13 protein-coding genes are annotated in these 19,542 nt (G+C 44.9%); 7 read left to right on the forward strand and 6 right to left on the reverse strand.

Features of this window, described 5'->3' with window-relative positions:
• The first annotated feature begins 137 nt into the window (after positions 1-137).
• Positions 138-326, forward strand: a complete 189-nt coding sequence (locus tag FLAVO9R_RS06085) for a hypothetical protein (protein ID WP_013784916.1) — start codon at positions 138-140, stop codon at positions 324-326.
• Here FLAVO9R_RS06085 and FLAVO9R_RS06090 read toward each other — a convergent pair.
• Complete coding sequence (locus tag FLAVO9R_RS06090) at positions 323-1,615, reverse strand: HlyC/CorC family transporter (protein ID WP_057793021.1); 1,293 nt, start codon at positions 1,613-1,615, stop codon at positions 323-325. The genes FLAVO9R_RS06085 and FLAVO9R_RS06090 overlap by 4 nt on opposite strands.
• Before the next feature lie 128 nt (positions 1,616-1,743).
• Positions 1,744-2,535: a cytochrome C assembly family protein gene (locus FLAVO9R_RS06095; RefSeq protein WP_159529687.1), complete on the reverse strand. Its 792-nt coding sequence runs from the start codon at positions 2,533-2,535 to the stop codon at positions 1,744-1,746.
• Positions 2,536-2,857: 322 nt separating this feature from the next.
• On the opposite strand from FLAVO9R_RS06095, the gene ffh reads away from it, so the two are divergent.
• From ffh to FLAVO9R_RS06125, 6 genes are all read left to right on the forward strand, one after another.
• A complete protein-coding gene (gene ffh / locus FLAVO9R_RS06100) occupies positions 2,858-4,285 on the forward strand; it encodes a signal recognition particle protein (RefSeq protein WP_159529689.1) in 1,428 nt (475 codons plus the stop codon).
• Between the two features lie 315 nt (positions 4,286-4,600).
• Positions 4,601-5,011, forward strand: a complete 411-nt coding sequence (locus tag FLAVO9R_RS06105) for a hypothetical protein (RefSeq protein WP_159529691.1) — start codon at positions 4,601-4,603, stop codon at positions 5,009-5,011.
• A gap of 253 nt (positions 5,012-5,264) precedes the next feature.
• On the forward strand, positions 5,265-9,017 hold the full coding sequence (locus FLAVO9R_RS06110) for an ATP-binding protein (RefSeq protein ID WP_159529693.1): 3,753 nt from the start codon (positions 5,265-5,267) through the stop codon (positions 9,015-9,017).
• Positions 9,014-9,649, forward strand: a complete 636-nt coding sequence (locus FLAVO9R_RS06115; protein ID WP_159529695.1) for a condensin complex protein MksE — start codon at positions 9,014-9,016, stop codon at positions 9,647-9,649. Before FLAVO9R_RS06110 ends, FLAVO9R_RS06115 begins: the two co-directional genes overlap by 4 nt.
• On the forward strand, positions 9,646-10,866 hold the full coding sequence (locus tag FLAVO9R_RS06120) for a phosphoenolpyruvate carboxylase (protein WP_159529697.1): 1,221 nt from the start codon (positions 9,646-9,648) through the stop codon (positions 10,864-10,866). Before FLAVO9R_RS06115 ends, FLAVO9R_RS06120 begins: the two co-directional genes overlap by 4 nt.
• Positions 10,867-11,128: 262 nt before the next feature.
• Positions 11,129-11,548, forward strand: coding sequence for a tellurite resistance TerB family protein (locus tag FLAVO9R_RS06125; protein ID WP_159529699.1), 420 nt, complete (start codon positions 11,129-11,131; stop codon positions 11,546-11,548).
• Positions 11,549-11,681: 133 nt separating this feature from the next.
• Here the strand turns inward: FLAVO9R_RS06125 and nhaD are convergent, their stop codons facing one another.
• The 4 genes from nhaD to FLAVO9R_RS06145 all read right to left on the reverse strand — a co-directional run bounded on the left by nhaD (position 11,682) and on the right by FLAVO9R_RS06145 (position 19,296).
• Complete coding sequence (nhaD, locus tag FLAVO9R_RS06130) at positions 11,682-12,926, reverse strand: sodium:proton antiporter NhaD (RefSeq protein WP_159529701.1); 1,245 nt, start codon at positions 12,924-12,926, stop codon at positions 11,682-11,684.
• A gap of 321 nt (positions 12,927-13,247) precedes the next feature.
• Positions 13,248-16,367, reverse strand: coding sequence for an efflux RND transporter permease subunit (locus FLAVO9R_RS06135; protein WP_159529703.1), 3,120 nt, complete (start codon positions 16,365-16,367; stop codon positions 13,248-13,250).
• On the reverse strand, positions 16,360-17,406 hold the full coding sequence (locus tag FLAVO9R_RS06140) for an efflux RND transporter periplasmic adaptor subunit (RefSeq protein ID WP_373996580.1): 1,047 nt from the start codon (positions 17,404-17,406) through the stop codon (positions 16,360-16,362). The genes FLAVO9R_RS06135 and FLAVO9R_RS06140 overlap by 8 nt, the downstream gene beginning before the upstream one ends.
• A gap of 129 nt (positions 17,407-17,535) precedes the next feature.
• Complete coding sequence (locus tag FLAVO9R_RS06145; RefSeq protein ID WP_159529705.1) at positions 17,536-19,296, reverse strand: ABC transporter transmembrane domain-containing protein; 1,761 nt, start codon at positions 19,294-19,296, stop codon at positions 17,536-17,538.
• Positions 19,297-19,542: the final 246 nt, after the last annotated feature.

The following is a 19,542-nucleotide window of genomic DNA, read 5'->3' on the forward strand; positions in this document are numbered from 1 at the left end:
TACACGGTGTGTCTGGCTTGAAAGCTTATGATTACATTAGACTAAAGATTTATTCGCGGATTTTGCTTCAGAAGTTTTGTTTTTGACCGATAATTAATATTGAGAGTGTCAACGTTTATTCGAAAGCAGGGTGGGGAATGACCAGCAAATCTATTCCTGAACTCCTCAAGCGTTCATTGCAGTCGCATATGGCGGAAGCAGATTTGCGCGAAGACGAGGAGATGCAGGACATTATTACAAAACTATCTACATTGTCTGACAAGGTTGCGGCTGCAAAAGCGCAAGTGCTTGCCAAACGTGCTCAAAAAGCAGTAGATAAAATCTAGTCTGAAGCGCCAGATTGGGGGGCGTTGAAGTACTCCGGCATAATACGAACCGTTTTGATCATGTTTTCTGTAATATCCACAATCTCTAACGGGTAACCTGCCAAGCGAACACTCACTTTGTTCTCAGGAATTTCTTCTAAATACTCTAGCAATAACCCATTCAACGTTTTTGGCCCTTCAGTAGGCAAGTTCCAATCCATTTCTTTGTTTAGATCGCGAATGTTAGCACTTCCGTCCACCAGCACAGAACCATCTTGCTGAACGTGCGCTTCTTTGCTGTGATCGGGCACCATGCTGGTCGTGAAGTCCCCGATGATTTCTTCAAGAATATCTTCTAATGTGACCAAGCCCATAATGTCGCCATACTCATCGACAACCAGTGCAATGCGCTCTTTCTCAGCTTGGAACTTGTACATTAGCGTATGCAATGGCGTTGACTCTGGCGTGTAGTATATTTCTCTTACTGCACGCAGTAGGCTCGACTTGGTAAACTGATCTTTTGATAATAAACGCAGTGCATCTCGCACATGAACAAACCCTACTGCATCATCGATACTATCGCGGTAAAGTAATACGCGGGTATGTTGGGCGTGAGTAAGGTGTTTCTGAATCCGCTTCCATTCGTCGTTAATATCTATGGCGACAATTTCAGCTCTTGGCACCATAATATCTTCAGCTGTGACACTTTCTAAATCAAGAATACTTACCAGCATATCTTGGTGTTTTTTCGGGATAAGGCTCCCCGCTTCGTATACCACAGTACGTAATTCTTCACGACTTAAAGAGTCATCATTGCCATCTGCTGGACTAATTTTAAGCAGAGCTAAAATGCCATTGGTGATGCCATTGATAAAAGCCACAAATGGATAAAGTATCGTTAGCAAGGGCAATAGTATTACCGAGCTTGGGAAGGCCACTTTTTCTGGGTAAAGGGCGGCTAATGTTTTCGGGGTGACTTCCGCAAAAATAAGTAGAATTAAGGTTAGACCAAAGGTGGCTGCAAATAAGCCCCAATAATCGCCAAACAAGCGAATACAAATAATTGTCGCTAACGATGACGCGGCGATATTAACAAGGTTGTTCCCTATTAAGATAAGACCTATAAGTCTATCAGGGCGGTCGAGCAGTTTTTGAACCCGTTGGGCAGATTTATTGCCTTCGTTTTGCAGGTGCTTCAGGCGATAACGGTTTATCGACATCATGCCTGTTTCAGAACTAGAGAAATACGCAGAAAGTAATATGAGTACGCCGAGCGCGATAAACAGCGTACTCGTAGATATGTCGTCCAACTATTGGGTTCCTATCATTTATTGATGTTCAAATAATATAATTTGAAATTGGGTCTACATGTGCAATATACGCAGCATACGCAAGGTGTGCACGTAAATTTGATTAATTCATTTAGATAATAGGTGATTTATAGCAATATTTCGCGAACCAATTTACTACCGAAGTACGCAAGTGACAGTAAAATAACGCCGAGTACTGTCATAAATATCACTTGTCTTCCTCGCCATCCTCTCAGCTTTTGACCAACCAATAATATTAAGTACACGACTAAAGCGGCACTCGATAGTACCGTTTTATGCGCATACGTTTTATTAAACATGTCATCTAAGAACACAAACCCGCTAAGAAGCGACACAGATAACAAGCATGTACCCACCAGCAAAAGCTTAAACAATATGCCTTCTACCAACATCAGAGGTGGCAAAGATGAATGTAGTAGCGCTGCGCCTTTTTGTTTCAATCGATAGGTGATGTATGACATCTGCAAGGCATAAAGAAAGGCAATAACCAATGTGCAATAAGCAAACAGAGACAAGCTGATATGCACAACTAGCCCTGGTTGCAGCTCTATATGCATGATGTAAGACACGGGAATAAATAGCGAGGCCAGCACTGATAAGCTAGCAAACCCAAATACCACCGGAAGCAAAATAAGGTTTGGAATAGCGCGAGCAAATATCAGCATGGCGGTGGTGATTATCCACGCCACTAGTGAAAGTACATTGGTAATACTCATGTCTTGCCCAGGCGCCACCATAATAACGTTAAGCAAAAACGCAATGTGCGCAACAACACCTAAGCTAGCAATGCCTAGGCCTAAGCGTTTGTTTGGGCCTTCTTGATGTACAAACTTGCCAAGTAAAACAATGGCGGCCATAGCGTAAAGCGCAGCGGCGGCAATGGCGAAAGCGGTGTTCATGATGTTTCCTGTAAAAAATGGTGTTTATCACCAATACTGGCGGTATTGATACTGGAAGTTGGGCTTAAATTCAACCATCTCCTTGTTTTTCTTTATGCAAGTACCATGTATTGGGGCAATAGCGTTCGTTTAATTTTCTCGCAAGCTAGTCTTTGAGATGAGACAATAACGACCTGAATTAGTTTAATGGTGGCTCATAGCAAGCTTGTATGCGTGAGCAGTAGACAGAGGAAAGAAATTTCCTTCACTAGACGGTACGTTAAGTCGCCCTTTTACGTTACAATAGGCGCATTACGTCTGAAATAAATAGAAGTTTCATACTATGTTTGAAAATTTATCAGAACGCTTAGGCCAGACATTACGAAATGTCAGTGGTAAGGGGCGTCTTACAGAAGACAACATTAAAGAAACGCTTCGCGAAGTGCGCATGGCGTTACTTGAAGCGGATGTTGCATTACCGGTTATCAAATCCTTCGTTGCACAAGTCAAAGAGCGTGCGGTAGGGACTGAAGTTACCAAGAGCCTGAAGCCAGGACAGATCTTTATCAAGATTGTTCAGTCTGAGCTAGAAGCGGTGATGGGGGAAGCAAATGAAAAGCTAAACCTTGCCACTCAGCCTCCTGCGGTTATTTTGATGGCTGGCCTTCAAGGGGCAGGGAAAACCACCTCTGTAGGTAAGCTTGCTAAATACCTAACCGAGCGTGAAAAGAAAAAGGTTATGGTAGTGAGTGCCGATGTTTATCGCCCAGCGGCGATCAAACAGTTGGAAACCCTTGCTAGCGAAGTTAACGTTGCTTTTCATCCATCAACTATTTTGCAAACGCCAATTCACATTGTTGAAGGCGCCATTGACGAAGCGAAGAAAAACTTCTTTGATGTACTGCTAGTTGATACTGCAGGTCGTTTACATGTCGACAATGACATGATGGACGAGATTAAAGATTTACATGCTGCCGTGAAGCCAATTGAAACCTTGTTCGTGGTTGATGCCATGACAGGTCAAGACGCTGCCAATACAGCAAAGGCGTTCAACGATGCACTACCATTAACCGGTGTAATCTTAACGAAAGCCGATGGTGATGCACGAGGCGGTGCAGCGCTTTCAGTTCGTCATATTACGGGTAAACCTATTAAGTTTATCGGTATGGGCGAGAAAGTAGATGCGCTAGAGCCATTCCACCCAGAGCGTATCGCTTCACGGATTTTAGGCATGGGTGATGTACTCAGCTTAATTGAAGAAGTGGAACGTAAGGTTGACCGCAATAAAGCAGAACAACTGGCTAAGAAAGTTCAAAAAGGCAAAGGCTTCGATCTGCAAGATTTTAAAGATCAGCTTGAGCAAATGAAGAACATGGGCGGCATGATGGGAATGATGGACAAACTGCCGGGTATGGGCGGTATGTCTGAAAAAATCAAAGAACAGGCCAACGACAAGCAGTTTAATCAGATGGAAGCCATTATTAACTCGATGACACCCGCTGAACGTTCTCGCCCTGATATCATCAAGGGGTCTCGTAAGCGACGTATTGCCGCAGGTTCTGGTACCCAGATTCAAGATGTGAACCGTTTACTTAAACAGTTTACTCAAATGCAGAAGATGATGAAAAAAATGTCTGGCGGCGGCATGAAGAAAATGATGCGTCAGATGAAAGGTATGATGCCTCCAGGTGGACCGGGCGGTCCAGGTGGATTTGGTGGCGGAGGCCCAGGTGGTTTCGGCGGCGGTGGCGGAATGTTCCCTCCACGCTAACCGTTAAATAGAAATGAATTTAAAAAGCCCCATCAAGATGGGGCTTTTTTTTATTTTCTCGCGTCTCATTCTATAGGCGAGTTGTTTGGTTTAAGTAACAGGACGTAAGCAGTTACACGGGTCTACCTAATCTGAGAGCGTGCAAAATTAATTGTGGTAAGTAAGCGAAAGTCGTTAATTGTGGGCAGTTTTGTGTGTGAGTTTCTATTCTTAGATGTAGAAACGAGGAGGTACAATCTTGCGAGAATATTATGGTTTTGACAATCCTGAGCTATAATAGTGTCCAACGCTGTTAATTTTTGATGCGAGGCAATAATGATAAGAGCGAACTACGTCATTAGAGCAGACAATAATGTTGTCATTGTACATGTCAAAGGCGCTTGGGATCTTTCTATTGCTGAGAGATTTAGTAAGGAATTTAAAAGCTTAGGCCGTCAGCTTAACACCAGCCCTTGGGCACACCTTGTGTATTTCGACGAGTGGGCGTTGTCTACCCCAGACGTAGAACCTGTCATTAACGAAATGCTTGTTTGGGCAAAAATTAATAATATGACGCACACCGCGAGGGTCTATAAAGATCACGCGCTTAAAACGTACCAGCTTAATCGCATGTTAGATGCAGAGAAACAAAAGGACAATATATGCCATGTCGAACATTCAAGCGAAGGTTTTGAATGGCTTTCAAAGCATGGTTTTCACGTTAACCTTGCTAAGGTAGTTGCTTAATTTTTCTCTTTTCACTACAACACCTATCACCTTAGCGCAAAAAAGCAGCAGTCACTCATTCTGCTGTGTTTGTCCCCTCATACTGTCTGTGCAAATCATTCATTTCATAATACACTGAACGGCTCATTAATCGGTTTACAAGCAGTGCCTGAGTGCGGCTTGTTAATTGCAAAAAATAAAACGTTTAATATAGATAGACGTGCTTGAAGCCCCAAAAGGGCAATGTGCTGATACTCAAATAATAGGATACTGAATGGCAGGCTTAAAACGTATTGTTCTCATCGATACCCATTTGCCGGGTGTGGTTGAATTAAAGCTTGATGGGCATACCAACATCTGTGGTACGAACGCATCGGGTAAAACTACCTTGCAGCGGCTCATTCCGGTTTTTTACGGTGAATATCCTAGTCGTGTTGTACCTGCCACTCGCGATAGTTTTGAGCGTTGGTACTTACCTCGTTTATCCAGTTTTATTATTTATGAGTATGCGCGCGCCGATGGTGATTTATGCCAAGCGGTTTTAAGCTCCAACGGTTCGGGTGTTAACTATCGTTTAGTGGGCAAGCCGTTCGATATCGACGATTACTTAATTAAACAAAAAAGTGGTAAGCACGTTAGCGTAAGTAGCGCCGAACTTGCCCGCGCCATGAAACGCAACAACGTGATGGTAACCAGCTTACTTAATACCAAAGACTTCCGCGCGATTGTGCAAAACGACCATGGTGTATTAAACCAAAGCGGTAACGGGCGTGAGCTGTTAGGTTACGCTAAAATATTTAGCCTGTGCGAGCCAAGCAAGCACATGCGTCATATCGAAAAACTTGCAAAAGCGGTGCATTCAAAAGAAGGCAAGATGGAAACCATCAAAGCCATGATTGCCGCTATTTTGGAAGAAGACGGGGTAACACCGCCTACTTCAGGTTTAAGCCGTCACCGTGTTGATGACTGGATTAAAGAATGCCAGTTAATCAAACAGTTCGACAATATTCGTCCTGAGTTCAGTAAACTTGAACAAGCCGATATGGCGTTAAGCAGCACTGAGCAACTATTAGCTAACTTAAAGCACAGCTTTGAGTTGGATAAAGTGCATCTATCTACTCGCGTTGATACCACTAAAAACGAATTAGATGAGAACACATTTCAGCGTAAACAAACGGATAGTCAGTGGCACGATACCCGTGATCACCTTAACCAAGTTATTTCGTCTGCCCGTGCTGATGTTGAAAAATACACCAGTGAACTCGATACCGTTGAGCGTGAATTCGATAAATGGCAAGACCAGAATATCGATAAACTAAAAGAAGACGTGGCCAATCTAGCGCAGTGGCAAAACGCGCGCGAGCTGGCCGACAGCCGCTATCTATTGCTTACCGAAAAGCACCAAGATATTGAATCAGCCTACAACAAACGATTGGCTGAACTAGGCGATAAGTTGTCACTCTCGTTAGAGTCACTGTCAGCGGCAAGGCAAGAGGAAGCGGAAACCAAAGCAGAGCAAACACAACAAGAACATGAAGCCATTGCTCGCATTCGAGACGACTACGCAGGCCAGCTCAGCACCTTACAAGCAAATTATCAAACCGCGTCTGGTGAGCTTAAAGTCGCTGAAGCTGAACTTAAGTCCTCGCTATCTAACGCGGGTTACAACGAATTTGAACAGTCGCAATTAGATTTGCTTGATGGCGCCACAAAAGAAGCGTCGGTTAACGAAGATGCAGCTCGAGCGGCTTACCGACAAACTCAGCAAGCCCACAGTAAAGCGGTGCAGTTTAGGCAAGATGCCTCAAACGCCCTTGATAAAGCGCGCGTTGCGTTTCAAAAAGAAGAGAGTGCAGTTTCAAAAATCAATGGTTTGTTGTACCCCGGAGAGGGCTCACTGCTAGAATTCTTGCGAGCCAATGTCGATGATTGGGAATTATCGTTAGGTAAGGTGCTTCGCCCTGAATTGTTAGACAGAAACGACTTGAACCCCAGCGTGGTTAAAGCCGCTGGTGAAGCCAAATTGGACCAAAAGTCGGACACTGACGAAGCAAATACGTCGCTGATGGGCGTTAGTCTAGCCCTATCAGAACTTGAAATACCTGAATACGCACAAACCGAACAAGCCTTAAAGCAACAACTTCAATTAGCCGAAACTCGTCAAGCGGCATCGCTTGCTGCGCAAAATGAATGCGAAACGCGTTTAGCTAAAGCCAATGAAGATGTGCGTAATGCTGAATTGTCGATGACGCAAAAAGACAATGCAGTGAAAAGTGCCGAGGCTAGCCGTAAGCGTGCGCAACAAGACCGAGATAGCTTATTAAGCGAATACCAGCAGGCGCTTTCAGCGCGTAAGCAAAAGGCGAAAACCAAGCTTGAAGCTAACCTTCAAGCTCAAAAACAAGCCAAAGCCCAATATGAGCTTAGCCGCGATGAAATAAAAGATCAGCAGCGAGAGTCGGAAACAGAACATAGCTTCCATTGGCAACAACTTATCGCCGACAGTACAGGCCGTATTGCACAAATTGATAAAGACATGCAGCAGGCAAAAGCGAATGCTGCTCGCGACCGTGAAGACATGCAAAAGTGGCTTGAAAATGAGCTAAATAATCGCGGTGTAGATATAGACGAAATAGGCCAGCTTAAAAAGCAAATTAATAAGCTGAAAGAGGACATAAACCGCACCGAAGCCCACCGCCATAAAGTGGCTGACTATGAACGTTGGTATGCCACCATTTTCACTAAACAAAAAGTGGTATGGCAGGACGAACTAGCTAAAGCACGGAAATCTTTAGGGGAATCTGAACGCGGTTTAGCTCAAAAGCAAAGCGAGTACAAAGCGACGCGCGAACAACTACAAGAACAGCAAGCTTCACTTGAAACTAGGCTGAAGACAGCAACGGATCAACTAGAACAAGTTCGAACATTAAGTAAATCACTCAGTAAGCTTACCCTGCAAGCAGCGAAAGAGTTTACTGAAATTAAGCATGACGATGTCAGTGTGAACCAGCGTATTTCTGAAGTTCAAGGGCACTTACAAGAACGAGATACACTTTATAGTGATATTCGAGCTTATGTAGAAAGGTTCGATCAGTTGATTGCAGCGCAAGCTGGAACTGGGCTTTCTGATACATGGGAGCGCGCACGTGAAGAATGCGCCACTATTAACGCCCACGGTGTAAAGAGCTTCGACCATCGCCGCATGGTATCTCACTTATCTCAGCTTCTTAATGTGATAGTGCCTCAGAAACTGCAAGGCTTACGTGAGCAGGGCAGAATATTCGGGGCTGACTTGTCTCAGTACTACTTTGTACTTGCCGATATAGATAAGCGCATTGTGTCGCAAAGCCGCCGAATTACCCAAGAAGTCGACGGTGAGCTGTTCCTAGATGGTGTGTCTGATTCAGCTGTTAAAATTCGCTCTCGCATAAGTGAGCTAGAATTCTGGCCAGAGCTAGAGCAGTTTAGAAAGCTTTACGAGCATTGGATGGAAGAGGGCGCCAATACCTTACCTGAAGAAGAATACGGGCTAAGTATGCGCCGTGTGCTAGATATTTTAGGCCGCGCAGCACTAACTGGCGGCATCAGCAAGTTGCTTGATATCGAACTTCATTTACGTGAAGGCAAAAGCGACTTGGTTATCCGAACCGATCGTCAGCTTAATGAATCGTCTAGTCATGGTATGGCTTACCTTATTTTGTGTAAGTTCTTACTGGCCTTTACCCGTTTACTGCGAGGCGACGCAGAAGCAACCGTACACTGGCCAATTGATGAACTAGGTACGCTGCATCAAAGCAATGTGAAGAAAATATTTGATGCCTGTCAGAATAATAACATTAGCGTAGTCGGGGCGTTTCCTAACCCAGAATCGGAAGTACTTACTTTGTTTGAAAACCGCTACTTAATTGACAAAGTAACCCGCCAGTTGCAGGTGGTTCAGCCTAGAACCAGTGGCATTGCTGCTCGCCTACAAGCTAAAAAAGCAAAAGATAAAGGGAACGCCGCTAGCCAGGAGACATTATCATGATGACTGAACAAGGCCGCGTGTTAAGCGCACTATTGCAAGGGACGTTTATTTGTCAGGTTACTGACGAAGAAGCATGGCGTTTCTTGAAAAACCGTGAAAAAGCCCAGCAACTAGAGCCACATTTAGCCATGCTAAATCGCACGCTTTCAAGCACAGCTGAAGGCGATGTGTTTTTTGCCAGTTACCTCACCATTGGTGAGACAGAGCGCAAAATGCTAACTCAACAGTTTCAAGATACCGCGTCGAACTTAGTCCCGCTGGTGGAATGGTTGTTGTTAGTACAACAGGCCAATGAATCTGATATGCCGGTTACCATGGGCAATGCTATTCGCTTGAACGAACTGCAAACTACTATTGAAGATACCCCTGCCTATGCCGAGCAACTAGAGAAAATTTCTCGTTACCGCATGTTTGGTTCTACCAGCGTAAATTTAGATGGTCAGTTAAAGCAGGTATTTAAACGCTTAACTGAAATGGGGTACTTAACTAGGCCAAACCCAGAAAAGCAGATTTACCTTGCTACCGGTAAAGTAGAGCACCTCTATGAAATGCTGCGTTTTATTGATGAAACCGAAGCGCTAAGTTTATCTGAGCAAGCTGATGCAGCTATAACCCAAGGTAGCTTGTTATGAGCCAAGCGCTTATTCAAACAGGCACTCGCTTACTGAATGCATTGGGTAAGCACAGTGACCTTATTATGCAGGTGTATATAAACGGCACCGTTGATGAGCAAAAACACAGCCCTAAGGTTTTAGAGCAATTGGTGCAGCTGGGAGTGCTTTGGCGTCCCGAGTCGCAAAGTGAGTTGCGGCTTAAAAGTGCGGTGCGTACGTTACTAGAAGGTAGCTTACAAGATGAAAGAAACCGCACGATTAATGCGAATATCGGTGCGTCGCTAGCGAGCTTAAAAACCTTGGCTGAGCATTATAAAGAAGCGCTGCATTACAATAAGTACAATGAGTCTGCTGCTCACATGAGCGATTTAACCGAGCATGTGTATCAACTGTCTGAGTCATTATCGAATAGCGTACGTGTATTATTCGGGCGTATTACCAATGAGTTTGGTTATGTGTCTTCGGTAGATGCGAAAATTCGCGAAAACGAACTGGCGCAAGGGCAAGTTACTGATCTGTTGTCACAGCTGGAATGTTTCCGCTTTGACGAATTAAGTGAAATAGCTGGCTCAAACCGAGAGCTTCGCCATTTGCTGGTGGTTTCTTTGCAACAGCGCTTTTCAAAAGCCGCGCAAGAACTCTCGGTAGTACAAGCGCGGTTGATAGATTTGCTTGGCCGGTTTCGGGAATTCCAAGGTCGTACTCGCTTACTTAAAGGCTACTTGCTACACATGGAGCAACACCCTGACTTTGCGCCGGGTAACTACACTAACTTGACCCAAGTGCCAGTGTTGTTTAATCAATCGAACAGCGTGATTAGTGCAGCTGCGCCAGACGTGAATAACGTTGAGCACGAGAACGATTATCAAGAGATTGTGTCCTCGCTTACGCATATTCATCAACGTGCTACTAAACAAGATGATGCTGAAGCACAACAAGATATCGATGTAACCGCACAATCTACGGTATCTCTTGAAAAGGATGAATTGCAGTTGGCCATAGAAGACTTCTTCTGCGAAGTCATTGATTCAGGCCAACCGAAAACAGCGTTAACCTACTATGAAGAAAAAGCATTAGGCTTTGATCAAGAGGTATGGATGTATCAAGTGATTGGTGGCTATCAAGCGCTTGCCGATCAGGAAAAGCAATTTTTTGCACTCGATCCCCATGGTGAAAATGACAAAACGTTTACTGGCAATTTCTACATTAACGATATCACGCTAGGGCTGCGTTAGCAGCTCTATTCTTTACAATCATCTTTACACTTATTTTGGGCTTCTTATACGCAAGTTTACTTGGAACCCGTAGGAAAAGGACTATAATAATAACAGTTGTTTTACATTAATTTCACATGTTGAACTTAATTGTTCATGGTGGCGTAATATAGCTGTCAACGAGTAGGAGCAACATTAAAACTCTCGTGAGAAACAATAAACTGCCTAGCAGGATGCGGGCAAGTAGTGGTGCCAATGCGTATGGCACGAAGAGGATGAAACTATGCAACTTTCACAGCAACAAACCTTTAATCAAGCACTTATCAAATTGTCAGTACTACTTTACCAAGTAGACGGTATGGTGACGTTATCCGAACAAGACTATCTCAATTCAATGGTTGAAGAATTAGACTGGCAAAGCCCAATTTGCCGGGAAGCTTTCTTGAACGATACGATTTATCAAACTAGACAAGCTATTGATACTGGCGATGAGCTTAAGTTCATGCGAGCGCTAAAAGATGACCTATCTTTTGACGCGGAAAAAACCTTGGAGGTCGCCATGGCAATCACAGGCGTTGATGGAGAGCGAAGTGAAGCAGAAACAGAGCTATTATCGGTACTTACCCATAAACTATTGGCAAAAGCATTGATAGCAGGCAGCAGTGCACTGCCCAGTCAGGTTAATAGCCAAGCTCCGCACTAACTGCCTAGAGCTGGTTAAACACTTAGAGCTTAGCTAGACGCCAAGTGCTCAGCGAGATGCAATATACACAAGTTACTAACCGTCGGTAGCAAAGCGTGGGATCACTGAATAGTGTTTTCACTACTTGGCCTTGCTAGTACAACGCATTAGCTAACAGCAATACCATAGTGTAGCCAACACTATAAGCAAGAAGTAATAGGGCAGAGTAACGTAGGAAGGTAGCGAAAGTTAGCCCTTCCACTTTACTCATGGCCACAATACCTGCTGCCGATCCTATGACTAATAAAGAGCCACCCACACCCACCGCATAAGTGAACGATAACCACTCAGGTGTCGTCATGGCTATTTCCGCTTTTAACAACGCTGCGGTTAAAGGTACGTTATCTATCATAGACGATACTATCCCCATCAGATAATTAGCTACGCTCACAGGCAGTGAATCGTATAAATACATAAAGCCGTTAAGTGCGTGAATATGTTCCAACATGCCTACAAGCAATAGCACACCTAAGAAAAACAACAGGGTGTCGAATTCAATATAACGAATGTAGTTGAGTATGGGGTCGTTGTCGTTGTGTTTTCCGTTGAGCGTTGCCACCATAAACATAACCGCCATACCGGTTAAAAAGCTAAGTACAGGCGGAATGGAAAACATGACATTAGCGGCCAGGGTAAATATTATGGTCGCAAGAAATATGGCGGCAATCATGTAATCAACCGTTGCGATATCATTTCGCTGTTTCTTAATTCTTACTTCGCCAGTAATGCCAATACTAAGCAATGCTGCTAGCAACATCACGGTGATAAAGGATGGGACTATCAGCATGAGCAGTTCGGTAATAGACACTTTGTGTTGCAGAAAAATCATCAGCGTTGTGACATCGCCGGTAATCAATGATACCCCACCTGAATTAACGGCGAACACCACCAAAACGGAAAAGCGGATGGTCTGTTTTAATGGCAAGCCCAAAGACAGCACTAACGCAATTGATACCAGCGTTGCTGTAATGTTATCGGCTAATGAGGAGAAGCAAAAACTGAAAATAGCAGTAAAGAACAGTAATGCTTTTAGGCTGATTTTCTCTGGCATCACAATATTCATCACATTTTCAATTAAGCCTTTTCGGTTTAAATACGCCACGAATGTCATCGCTGCCACCAAAAATAACCATAATGTGGAAATTTCGGTGAAGTTACTCATTAACGCGTCATTGATGTGCTTAGTCTGAGAAATAGACGAAGAAAATATAAACAGAAGTAACCAAGAAATAGTGCCTAGTAATAAGGTAGTTTTGGCTTTGTCTATATGAATGAGGTCTTCAAAGATAACGCACAGTAGTGCAAGAATGGCGATGACAATGAGTGCCACGTCTAACATGGTGTCGATTCCTAGCAGCAATTTTTATTCGCGCGGATTGTAAGAGTTAGAGAGTAAAATAAACAGTGAGATAGGCATGAAAGCCCCATTTTTTGGGATGTTTTAACTATCAGTGTGATAACTTTTTGCTATCACCTATGGAAAAGTGAAAAAGTGAATTACCCATCACATAATCGGCGACAATTATAAGCATGATGAAGCTTAAATAGTGCAGCGGTTATAAGCCGCTGAGTTATAAAAAAGCCCCGTTAAAAACGAGGCTTTTAAAAGATACTTTAGGTACAGAGGAGTAAGCGAATATTCACGCCGTCTGTATTGGCCTTAACTTACACTGGCTTCTTCGCGCAGTTCAGCCTCTCGCATTTCCCCTTCTAACCGCTGGCTTTCATCGGCGCGAGGTTTTGTAAATCGGGCTAATGCAAGATATAGCACTGGGGTTAGGTATAAGGTAAAGACTACCGCAATGCCTAGCCCACCAAACACAACCCAGCCAATAGCATTTCGCGCTTCAGCACCAGCACCGGTTGAAAGTATAAGGGGCAAGCCACCTAATATTGTAGACACTAATGTCATCATAATGGGGCGAAGGCGAACGCGACCCGCTTCTATAATGGCATCGTAAACGCTGTAGCCTTTGTCGCGTAACTGATCAGCAAACTCAATAAGTAAGATGGCATTTTTCGCCAGCAGACCTATTAGCATCACCAAGCCAATTTGCGAGTAAATGTTAATGCTTGTACTGGTTAGGTATAGGGCATAAATAGCCGCAGCAATACCGAAGGGGACCGTCAACATAACCACAACGGCTGAATTCACACTTTCAAATTGCGCTGCCAATACTAGCAGTACAATAATAAACGCGAGTACATAGGTGAGGGCGACTTGCTTAGATGTTTCTTCATAGGTTTGTGCTTCACCTAAGAATACCAACCCCATGCCATCTGGTAACGTTTCGTTGCCAAGTTCACGAATACTGTCTACCACATCGCTTAAGGCTAAGTTTTCTGGTAAATCCATTTCGATATTGATGGCACGGCGCTGCGCTTGGCGTTCAAGTTCTGCCGCCACACCTTCTTCTGTAATAAATGCGACACTGGATAATGGCACTAGGTTGCCGGTACTGCTTTTCACATACAGGTTAGTCAGATCTGATGGGTTAATAGAATTTCTATTATTAGTTTGCAGCATAATAGGAATGGCTTGGTCACCCACGTTTAAATCAGCAATATCATCACCGTTAACCGCAGCGCGAAGGGCGCTGGCAATATCAGGCAGTGGCACACCTAATTCCTCTGCTCGTCGCCTATCTATATTAACTCGCATTTGAGGCTGCGTAGGGTCGTAGCTTATTTGCGGCCTACCTACTTCAGGTAACGCATTCTCTATCTCGTTAGCAAAAGCCAATGCCGCTTTATGAATATTTTCATAAGTATCGCCAGTGAGTGCCAGTTCTAGTCCACCACCTTGGCCACGTAAATTAAGGCTGTTTCCACCAAAGGCATTGCCCGGCGCACCTGGAATGGCTTGCAAGCCAGGGCGAATTTCACCCACGATGTCTTGTAGCGACTTGTCGCGGTCATCCCAATGTTTAAGCGGAACAGTAATAAATACAATGTTAGGATCCCACTGTCCCACTACTGTGTAAATAGAGTCTATGGTGCCGTTTTCCACATAAGGGAATAGCATTTCTTCCATCTTCTCGGCCTGTCGGTCCATGAAGTTCAAGCCTGCACCATCGGGCCCACGAGCAAATATACGAATAGTGCCTCTATCTTCACTTGGCATTAATTCATTATCGATATTTTTTGCCAGTAAATACGCACCACCGCCAGCCAATAAGCTTAGTATGCCTACCGCCCACGCATATTTTAGCGCGACCACTAATGACTTTTGATACATCCGTAAACAGGCGTGACCGAAGCGGCCAAAGGTGGCATCGAAAAAGCCCGACTTCGTCGATTGCTTTTTCGAGAGCCGAGCGGTAAGCGCGGGTACTAACGACAAAGCAACAAACGATGAAATAATGACTGCTCCCGCTAGCACGCCGCCGAATTCTCTGAATAAGCGCCCTGCGGTAGATGGCAAAAATGCGATAGGTATAAACACCGAGGCTAGTACTGCTGTGGTAGCAATAACCGCAAAAAATACTTCACGGGTACCAATAACCGCGGCTGCCCGAGGACCAAGCCCCATAGCTCTTCTGCGCTGAATGTTTTCAGATACCACAATGGCGTCATCAACAATCATGCCTGTGGCAAGGACTAGCGCCAATAAGGTTAGGATGTTAACCGAAAAGCCCATGGCCCAAATAATACCTAACGCACCTGCAAGTGAGACCGGGATACTCAGTGCTGGCACAATAGTGGCGCGCCAAGAGCCAATAAACACTAATAAAGTAAGAACAACCAAGGCTACGGTAAGACTCAACGACACTACTACTTCTTTTACCGAATCTCGAATAAATTCGGCGTCGTCAGACGTCACTACAATCTTCATATCCGTAAAGCGTTTGTCTAAGTCTTTCACCATAGAAAGCACTTCATCTGAAATTTCAATGGTGTTCGAACTGGCTTGGCGTATAACGCCTAAGCCAATAACAGGCCGGCCATCAAGTCGAACCATACTGCTGGAATCGGCAGGGCCAAAATACACACTAGCGACGTCGCTGATTCGTATATCACCTGAAACGACAATGTTACCTACATCTTCAGCACTGACTGATGTAGCGTCTGCTCGCACAATTAAGGCTTGATCGGAAGATTGAATACTGCCTGCTGGCACATCAAAAGGCGCGAGTTCTAATGCGCTGGCAATTTCGGCCATCGATAGCCCAAAGCTGGTTAAACGAAGGGGGTCAACGGATACCCTAAGTACACGTTCTCTGTCGCCACTCATGCTGACATCCGCCACCCCAGGAATGCTTAAAAAAAGCGGAGCGACATCGGTATCAACACGCTCAGTTAGGGTTTCCATGTCTAGGGTTTCACTTGAAATCGCAAGGCTTACCACCGCTTGCGCGTCACTGTCTGCACGAATAATAGCAAGCTCTTCAACGTCATCCGGTAGTTGTCGTTGAACGCGACTCACTGACTCTCGGGTTTCGTTGGCGGCATCTTCTAAGTTGACGCCAGCGCGAAACTCTACCCTTATTCTTGCTGAGTTTTCTTCACTTTGTGCGGAAATATTCTTTACGCCGCTAACGCGGGCTACTGCGCCTTCTAAGCGACTGGTGACCTCTGCATCAACGGTTTCCGGTGACGCACCTGGGTAGGTGGCGGTCACCGTAATTCTTGGTGTATCTACATCGGGGAGTTCTCGAACTTCTAGTGCACTTAATGCCGATAAACCGGCAATCGCAATAAGTAAGTTAAGAACAACAATGAGTACTGGCCGTCGAATTGATAACGAGGGGAGATCGTTGGTTACAGGCGTGTTACTCATTGGAGGGGCCCCCAACCAATTCCGTCGTAATGTCTTGTCCATTTCGAAGACGCTGCACGCCCTCAGCAATTAGCGTGTCTCCTTCGCTAATGGCGCCAGACACTAAAATTGCACCGCGTAAACGTTGATGAACGTTTACATCGACACGCTTCGCCTTTCCAGATTCTGCAAGCCAAATGTACGCGCCAGTGGCACCCCACAATAACGCGGCTTCTGGAATAGCAGCATAGCGGTCGCCTTTAATGCTTAAATTTACCCGAAAGCTCATACCAGGGCGGAATTTGTCTGCAGAGTTGTCTAACAGCGCGCGGGCACGTAAGGTACGATCAGCTTCGTTAATGCGTGAGTCAATTTGTGCAATTTCGGCCTTAATAGCCACTTCGCGATCGCTCCAAGGTTCTAACGTCACATCCGGCGCGTTCATCAGCACAGGTAAAGCCGCTTCTGGGGCTTTGAAGTTAATGTAAAGCTTACTTCTATGGTCAAGCGTGGTGATTAACGTTTGTTCATTTATTCTATCGCCTACTTCAATGTCAGTAATGCCAACAACGCCATCAAAAGGTGCTTTTATAAAACGGTCATCTAAGTCGACAATGGCTTCTTCTAAAGCAACCTCGGCTAGGTCACGCTGGGTGCGTGCAAGATCAAGCTCACTGATGGGCACCGCGCCTTGGGCATGGCTAGTAACAAGCCTATCAAGCGTGCGTTGTGCATCTTTAAGGGTTAGTTCGGCTCGTTTTACTGCAACTTTCTGCCTACGGTTGTCTAGCTTTATTAATACTTTCCCAGCTTCAACCAGTTGGCCAGGAACAAAATTGACTTCTATGACCTCGTCGGCAACGGCAGGGTAAAGTGCAATAGAGCGGAGCGCCTCGGCACTGCCCACCGCTTCCACTTTTCGGGTTTCATACATGAAAGAGACCGGTTCAGTCACGACTAACTTAGCTTGTTTGTCACCCATAAATTGGCTGTAAGCCGGTACACTTGTCAGCGCCAATACTACACAGCACGCCGATACCCTCGCGTATCGGGAGATCATATTTGTCATTTTTTTTCCGAAATCTTTTAGTTTTTATTTTTTTAGTGATGATAATTAGTGGCTGTTTTTGCGTTCTTTTTTCGCCACTTAACACAAGCAAAATTCTAGTGCTATAGCACCATAGGCGGCTTAGCTAAGCAATTGCAGTTCAGCGTATTCTCTGTACAGGGTATCGCTTTTCATTAACTGTGTGTGTGTACCGATACTGACAATGTTGCCTTTATCCATCACAACTATACGATCAGCATGTTGAACGGTGGCAAGTCGATGTGCGATAACAATACTGGTTTTGCCTTCCATTAAACGGTTCATTGCCTGTTGAACCATACGCTCACTCATGGCATCTAGCGCACTTGTTGCTTCATCTAAAAGAAGGATAGGGCGATTGGCTAATATTGCACGGGCTATGGCGATGCGCTGTTTCTGCCCGCCAGAAAGCTTGATGCCACGCTCCCCCAATTGAGTGTGATAGCGATTTTCCAGATTATCGATAAACTCATGGGCAAAAGCTTTTTTGGCCGCACTCATTACTTCGTCATCCGTTGCTTTGGGGCTGCCATAGCGAATGTTTTCCATTACGCTATTGGCGAATACCACAGGCTCTTGGGTAACAATGGCAATATGTTGGCGCAAGCAGCTTAGCGGCATGCCGATAATGGGAGTGTCATCAAAAGTGATTTCACCGCTAGAGGGGTCGTAAAAACGCATCAGCAATTGGAATAGAGACGACTTTCCAGCGCCACTCGCTCCCACTAAAGCAAGATTCTCACCGGCTTTAATATTTACGTTTAGGTTGTTAAATAAAGGCTTAGTACCGGGATAACCAAAGCTCATGTCTTTAAACGCAATAGCAGGCGCTACCTGAGGTACTTGCGATGAAGCCGAATGTTCAGACAGCGAGGTCACTTCTGATGTTGCATTCAGTAGCTGATAAAGGCGTTCGCTTGCGCCTACGCCTCGTTGCACTTCACCAATTACTTCACTCACAGTGGCGATACTGCCACCTGCCATCACCGCGTAAAATAGAAAAGCAGACAATTCCCCGACGGTCATTTTGCCTTCTAATACTTGGCGTGCGCCTACCCAAGCAATAAATATAATGGCTGTCATGCTCAAGCACATAATGCAGCCAATTAATAAAGAGCGGTAATGGATACGATGCTTGGCCGCATCCATGGCAGACTCTACGCGAGATGAAAAGTGGGCACGTTCTTTGTCTTCTGCGGTATACGCTTGAACCGTCATAATTTCATGCAGGCTTTCATCTATGTGCGAGCCTAAATCTGCCACCTTATCTTGACTAATTTTAGCGAACTTGCGCACTTGCGGTGCCAACACTTTGATGGGGACAAGTACCGCGGGTACTGCAATGATGACGCAAAAGGTAAGTAGGGGACTCGATATTCCCATTAGCACCAACGCGCCAACAAATGTTACTACCGAGCGAAGCGTCATTGATAAGCTCATGCCCACCACAGTTTGAATGACCGTCGTGTCGCTGGTGAAGCGTGAAATAACCTCACCGGTTCTAAGCTCTGCGAAAAACGATGGGGGAAGTGAGAGCAAATGAGAGTAAACCTGATTCCTAATATCGGCACTGACTCTCTCGCCCAACCATGTCATCAAGTAAAAGCGGGCATAGGTAGCAATGCAGGCAATCAACGTTATCACCAGTACAATAACCGTGGCCTGGTTTAAGGTTTCAGAGGCGCTTTCAACAAAGCCACTATCGATGGCGTATTTAATGCCTTGTCCTAGCATTAACCATGCTATAGCGGCAGTAAACAAGGCGATAATGGCCCCAGCGACACGTGTTTTGTATTGGCTTAAGTGTGAACCTATCCACTGCAGTACTTGTTTTGTTGACACTTCATTTAACGGTGTTGCCAAAATAACCTCTTTTAAATTTTTAACCGGGTAAAGCGACATTACGGAAAACCGTATCTAATTTGCGCTATCGATGTGTTCGACCATTGGTCGAGAACGATTAACCGATAAGACTATACGCTGAATAAGGAAAAGTTGATTTATTCATGCGACTACAGTTGCAGTAAATCAGGTGGGTGGAGCCTTGCTTGTACCTTACTGACACAGACTAAATTAAAAATTTGTTAGACAATCCGAAAGTGAGGAAAA

The sequence above is a fragment of the Alteromonas sp. 38 genome, from assembly GCF_902506055.1.
Classification (GTDB): Bacteria; Pseudomonadota; Gammaproteobacteria; order Enterobacterales; family Alteromonadaceae; genus Alteromonas; species Alteromonas lipotrueae.

Bases quoted from the DNA above. Each gene is read 5' to 3' on its own strand.
- FLAVO9R_RS06105 (WP_159529691.1), top strand. From the start codon at position 4,601: ATGATAAGAGCGAACTACGTCATTAGAGCAGACAATAATGTTGTCATT.
- FLAVO9R_RS06125 (WP_159529699.1), top strand. From the start codon at position 11,129: ATGCAACTTTCACAGCAACAAACCTTTAATCAAGCACTTATCAAATTG.
- FLAVO9R_RS06135 (WP_159529703.1), bottom strand. From the start codon at position 16,367: ATGAGTAACACGCCTGTAACCAACGATCTCCCCTCGTTATCAATTCGA.
- FLAVO9R_RS06120 (WP_159529697.1), top strand. From the start codon at position 9,646: ATGAGCCAAGCGCTTATTCAAACAGGCACTCGCTTACTGAATGCATTG.
- FLAVO9R_RS06115 (WP_159529695.1), top strand. From the start codon at position 9,014: ATGATGACTGAACAAGGCCGCGTGTTAAGCGCACTATTGCAAGGGACG.
- nhaD (WP_159529701.1), bottom strand. From the start codon at position 12,926: ATGTTAGACGTGGCACTCATTGTCATCGCCATTCTTGCACTACTGTGC.
- FLAVO9R_RS06110 (WP_159529693.1), top strand. From the start codon at position 5,265: ATGGCAGGCTTAAAACGTATTGTTCTCATCGATACCCATTTGCCGGGT.
- FLAVO9R_RS06095 (WP_159529687.1), bottom strand. From the start codon at position 2,535: ATGAACACCGCTTTCGCCATTGCCGCCGCTGCGCTTTACGCTATGGCC.
- FLAVO9R_RS06140 (WP_373996580.1), bottom strand. From the start codon at position 17,406: ATGATCTCCCGATACGCGAGGGTATCGGCGTGCTGTGTAGTATTGGCG.
- FLAVO9R_RS06085 (WP_013784916.1), top strand. From the start codon at position 138: ATGACCAGCAAATCTATTCCTGAACTCCTCAAGCGTTCATTGCAGTCG.
- ffh (WP_159529689.1), top strand. From the start codon at position 2,858: ATGTTTGAAAATTTATCAGAACGCTTAGGCCAGACATTACGAAATGTC.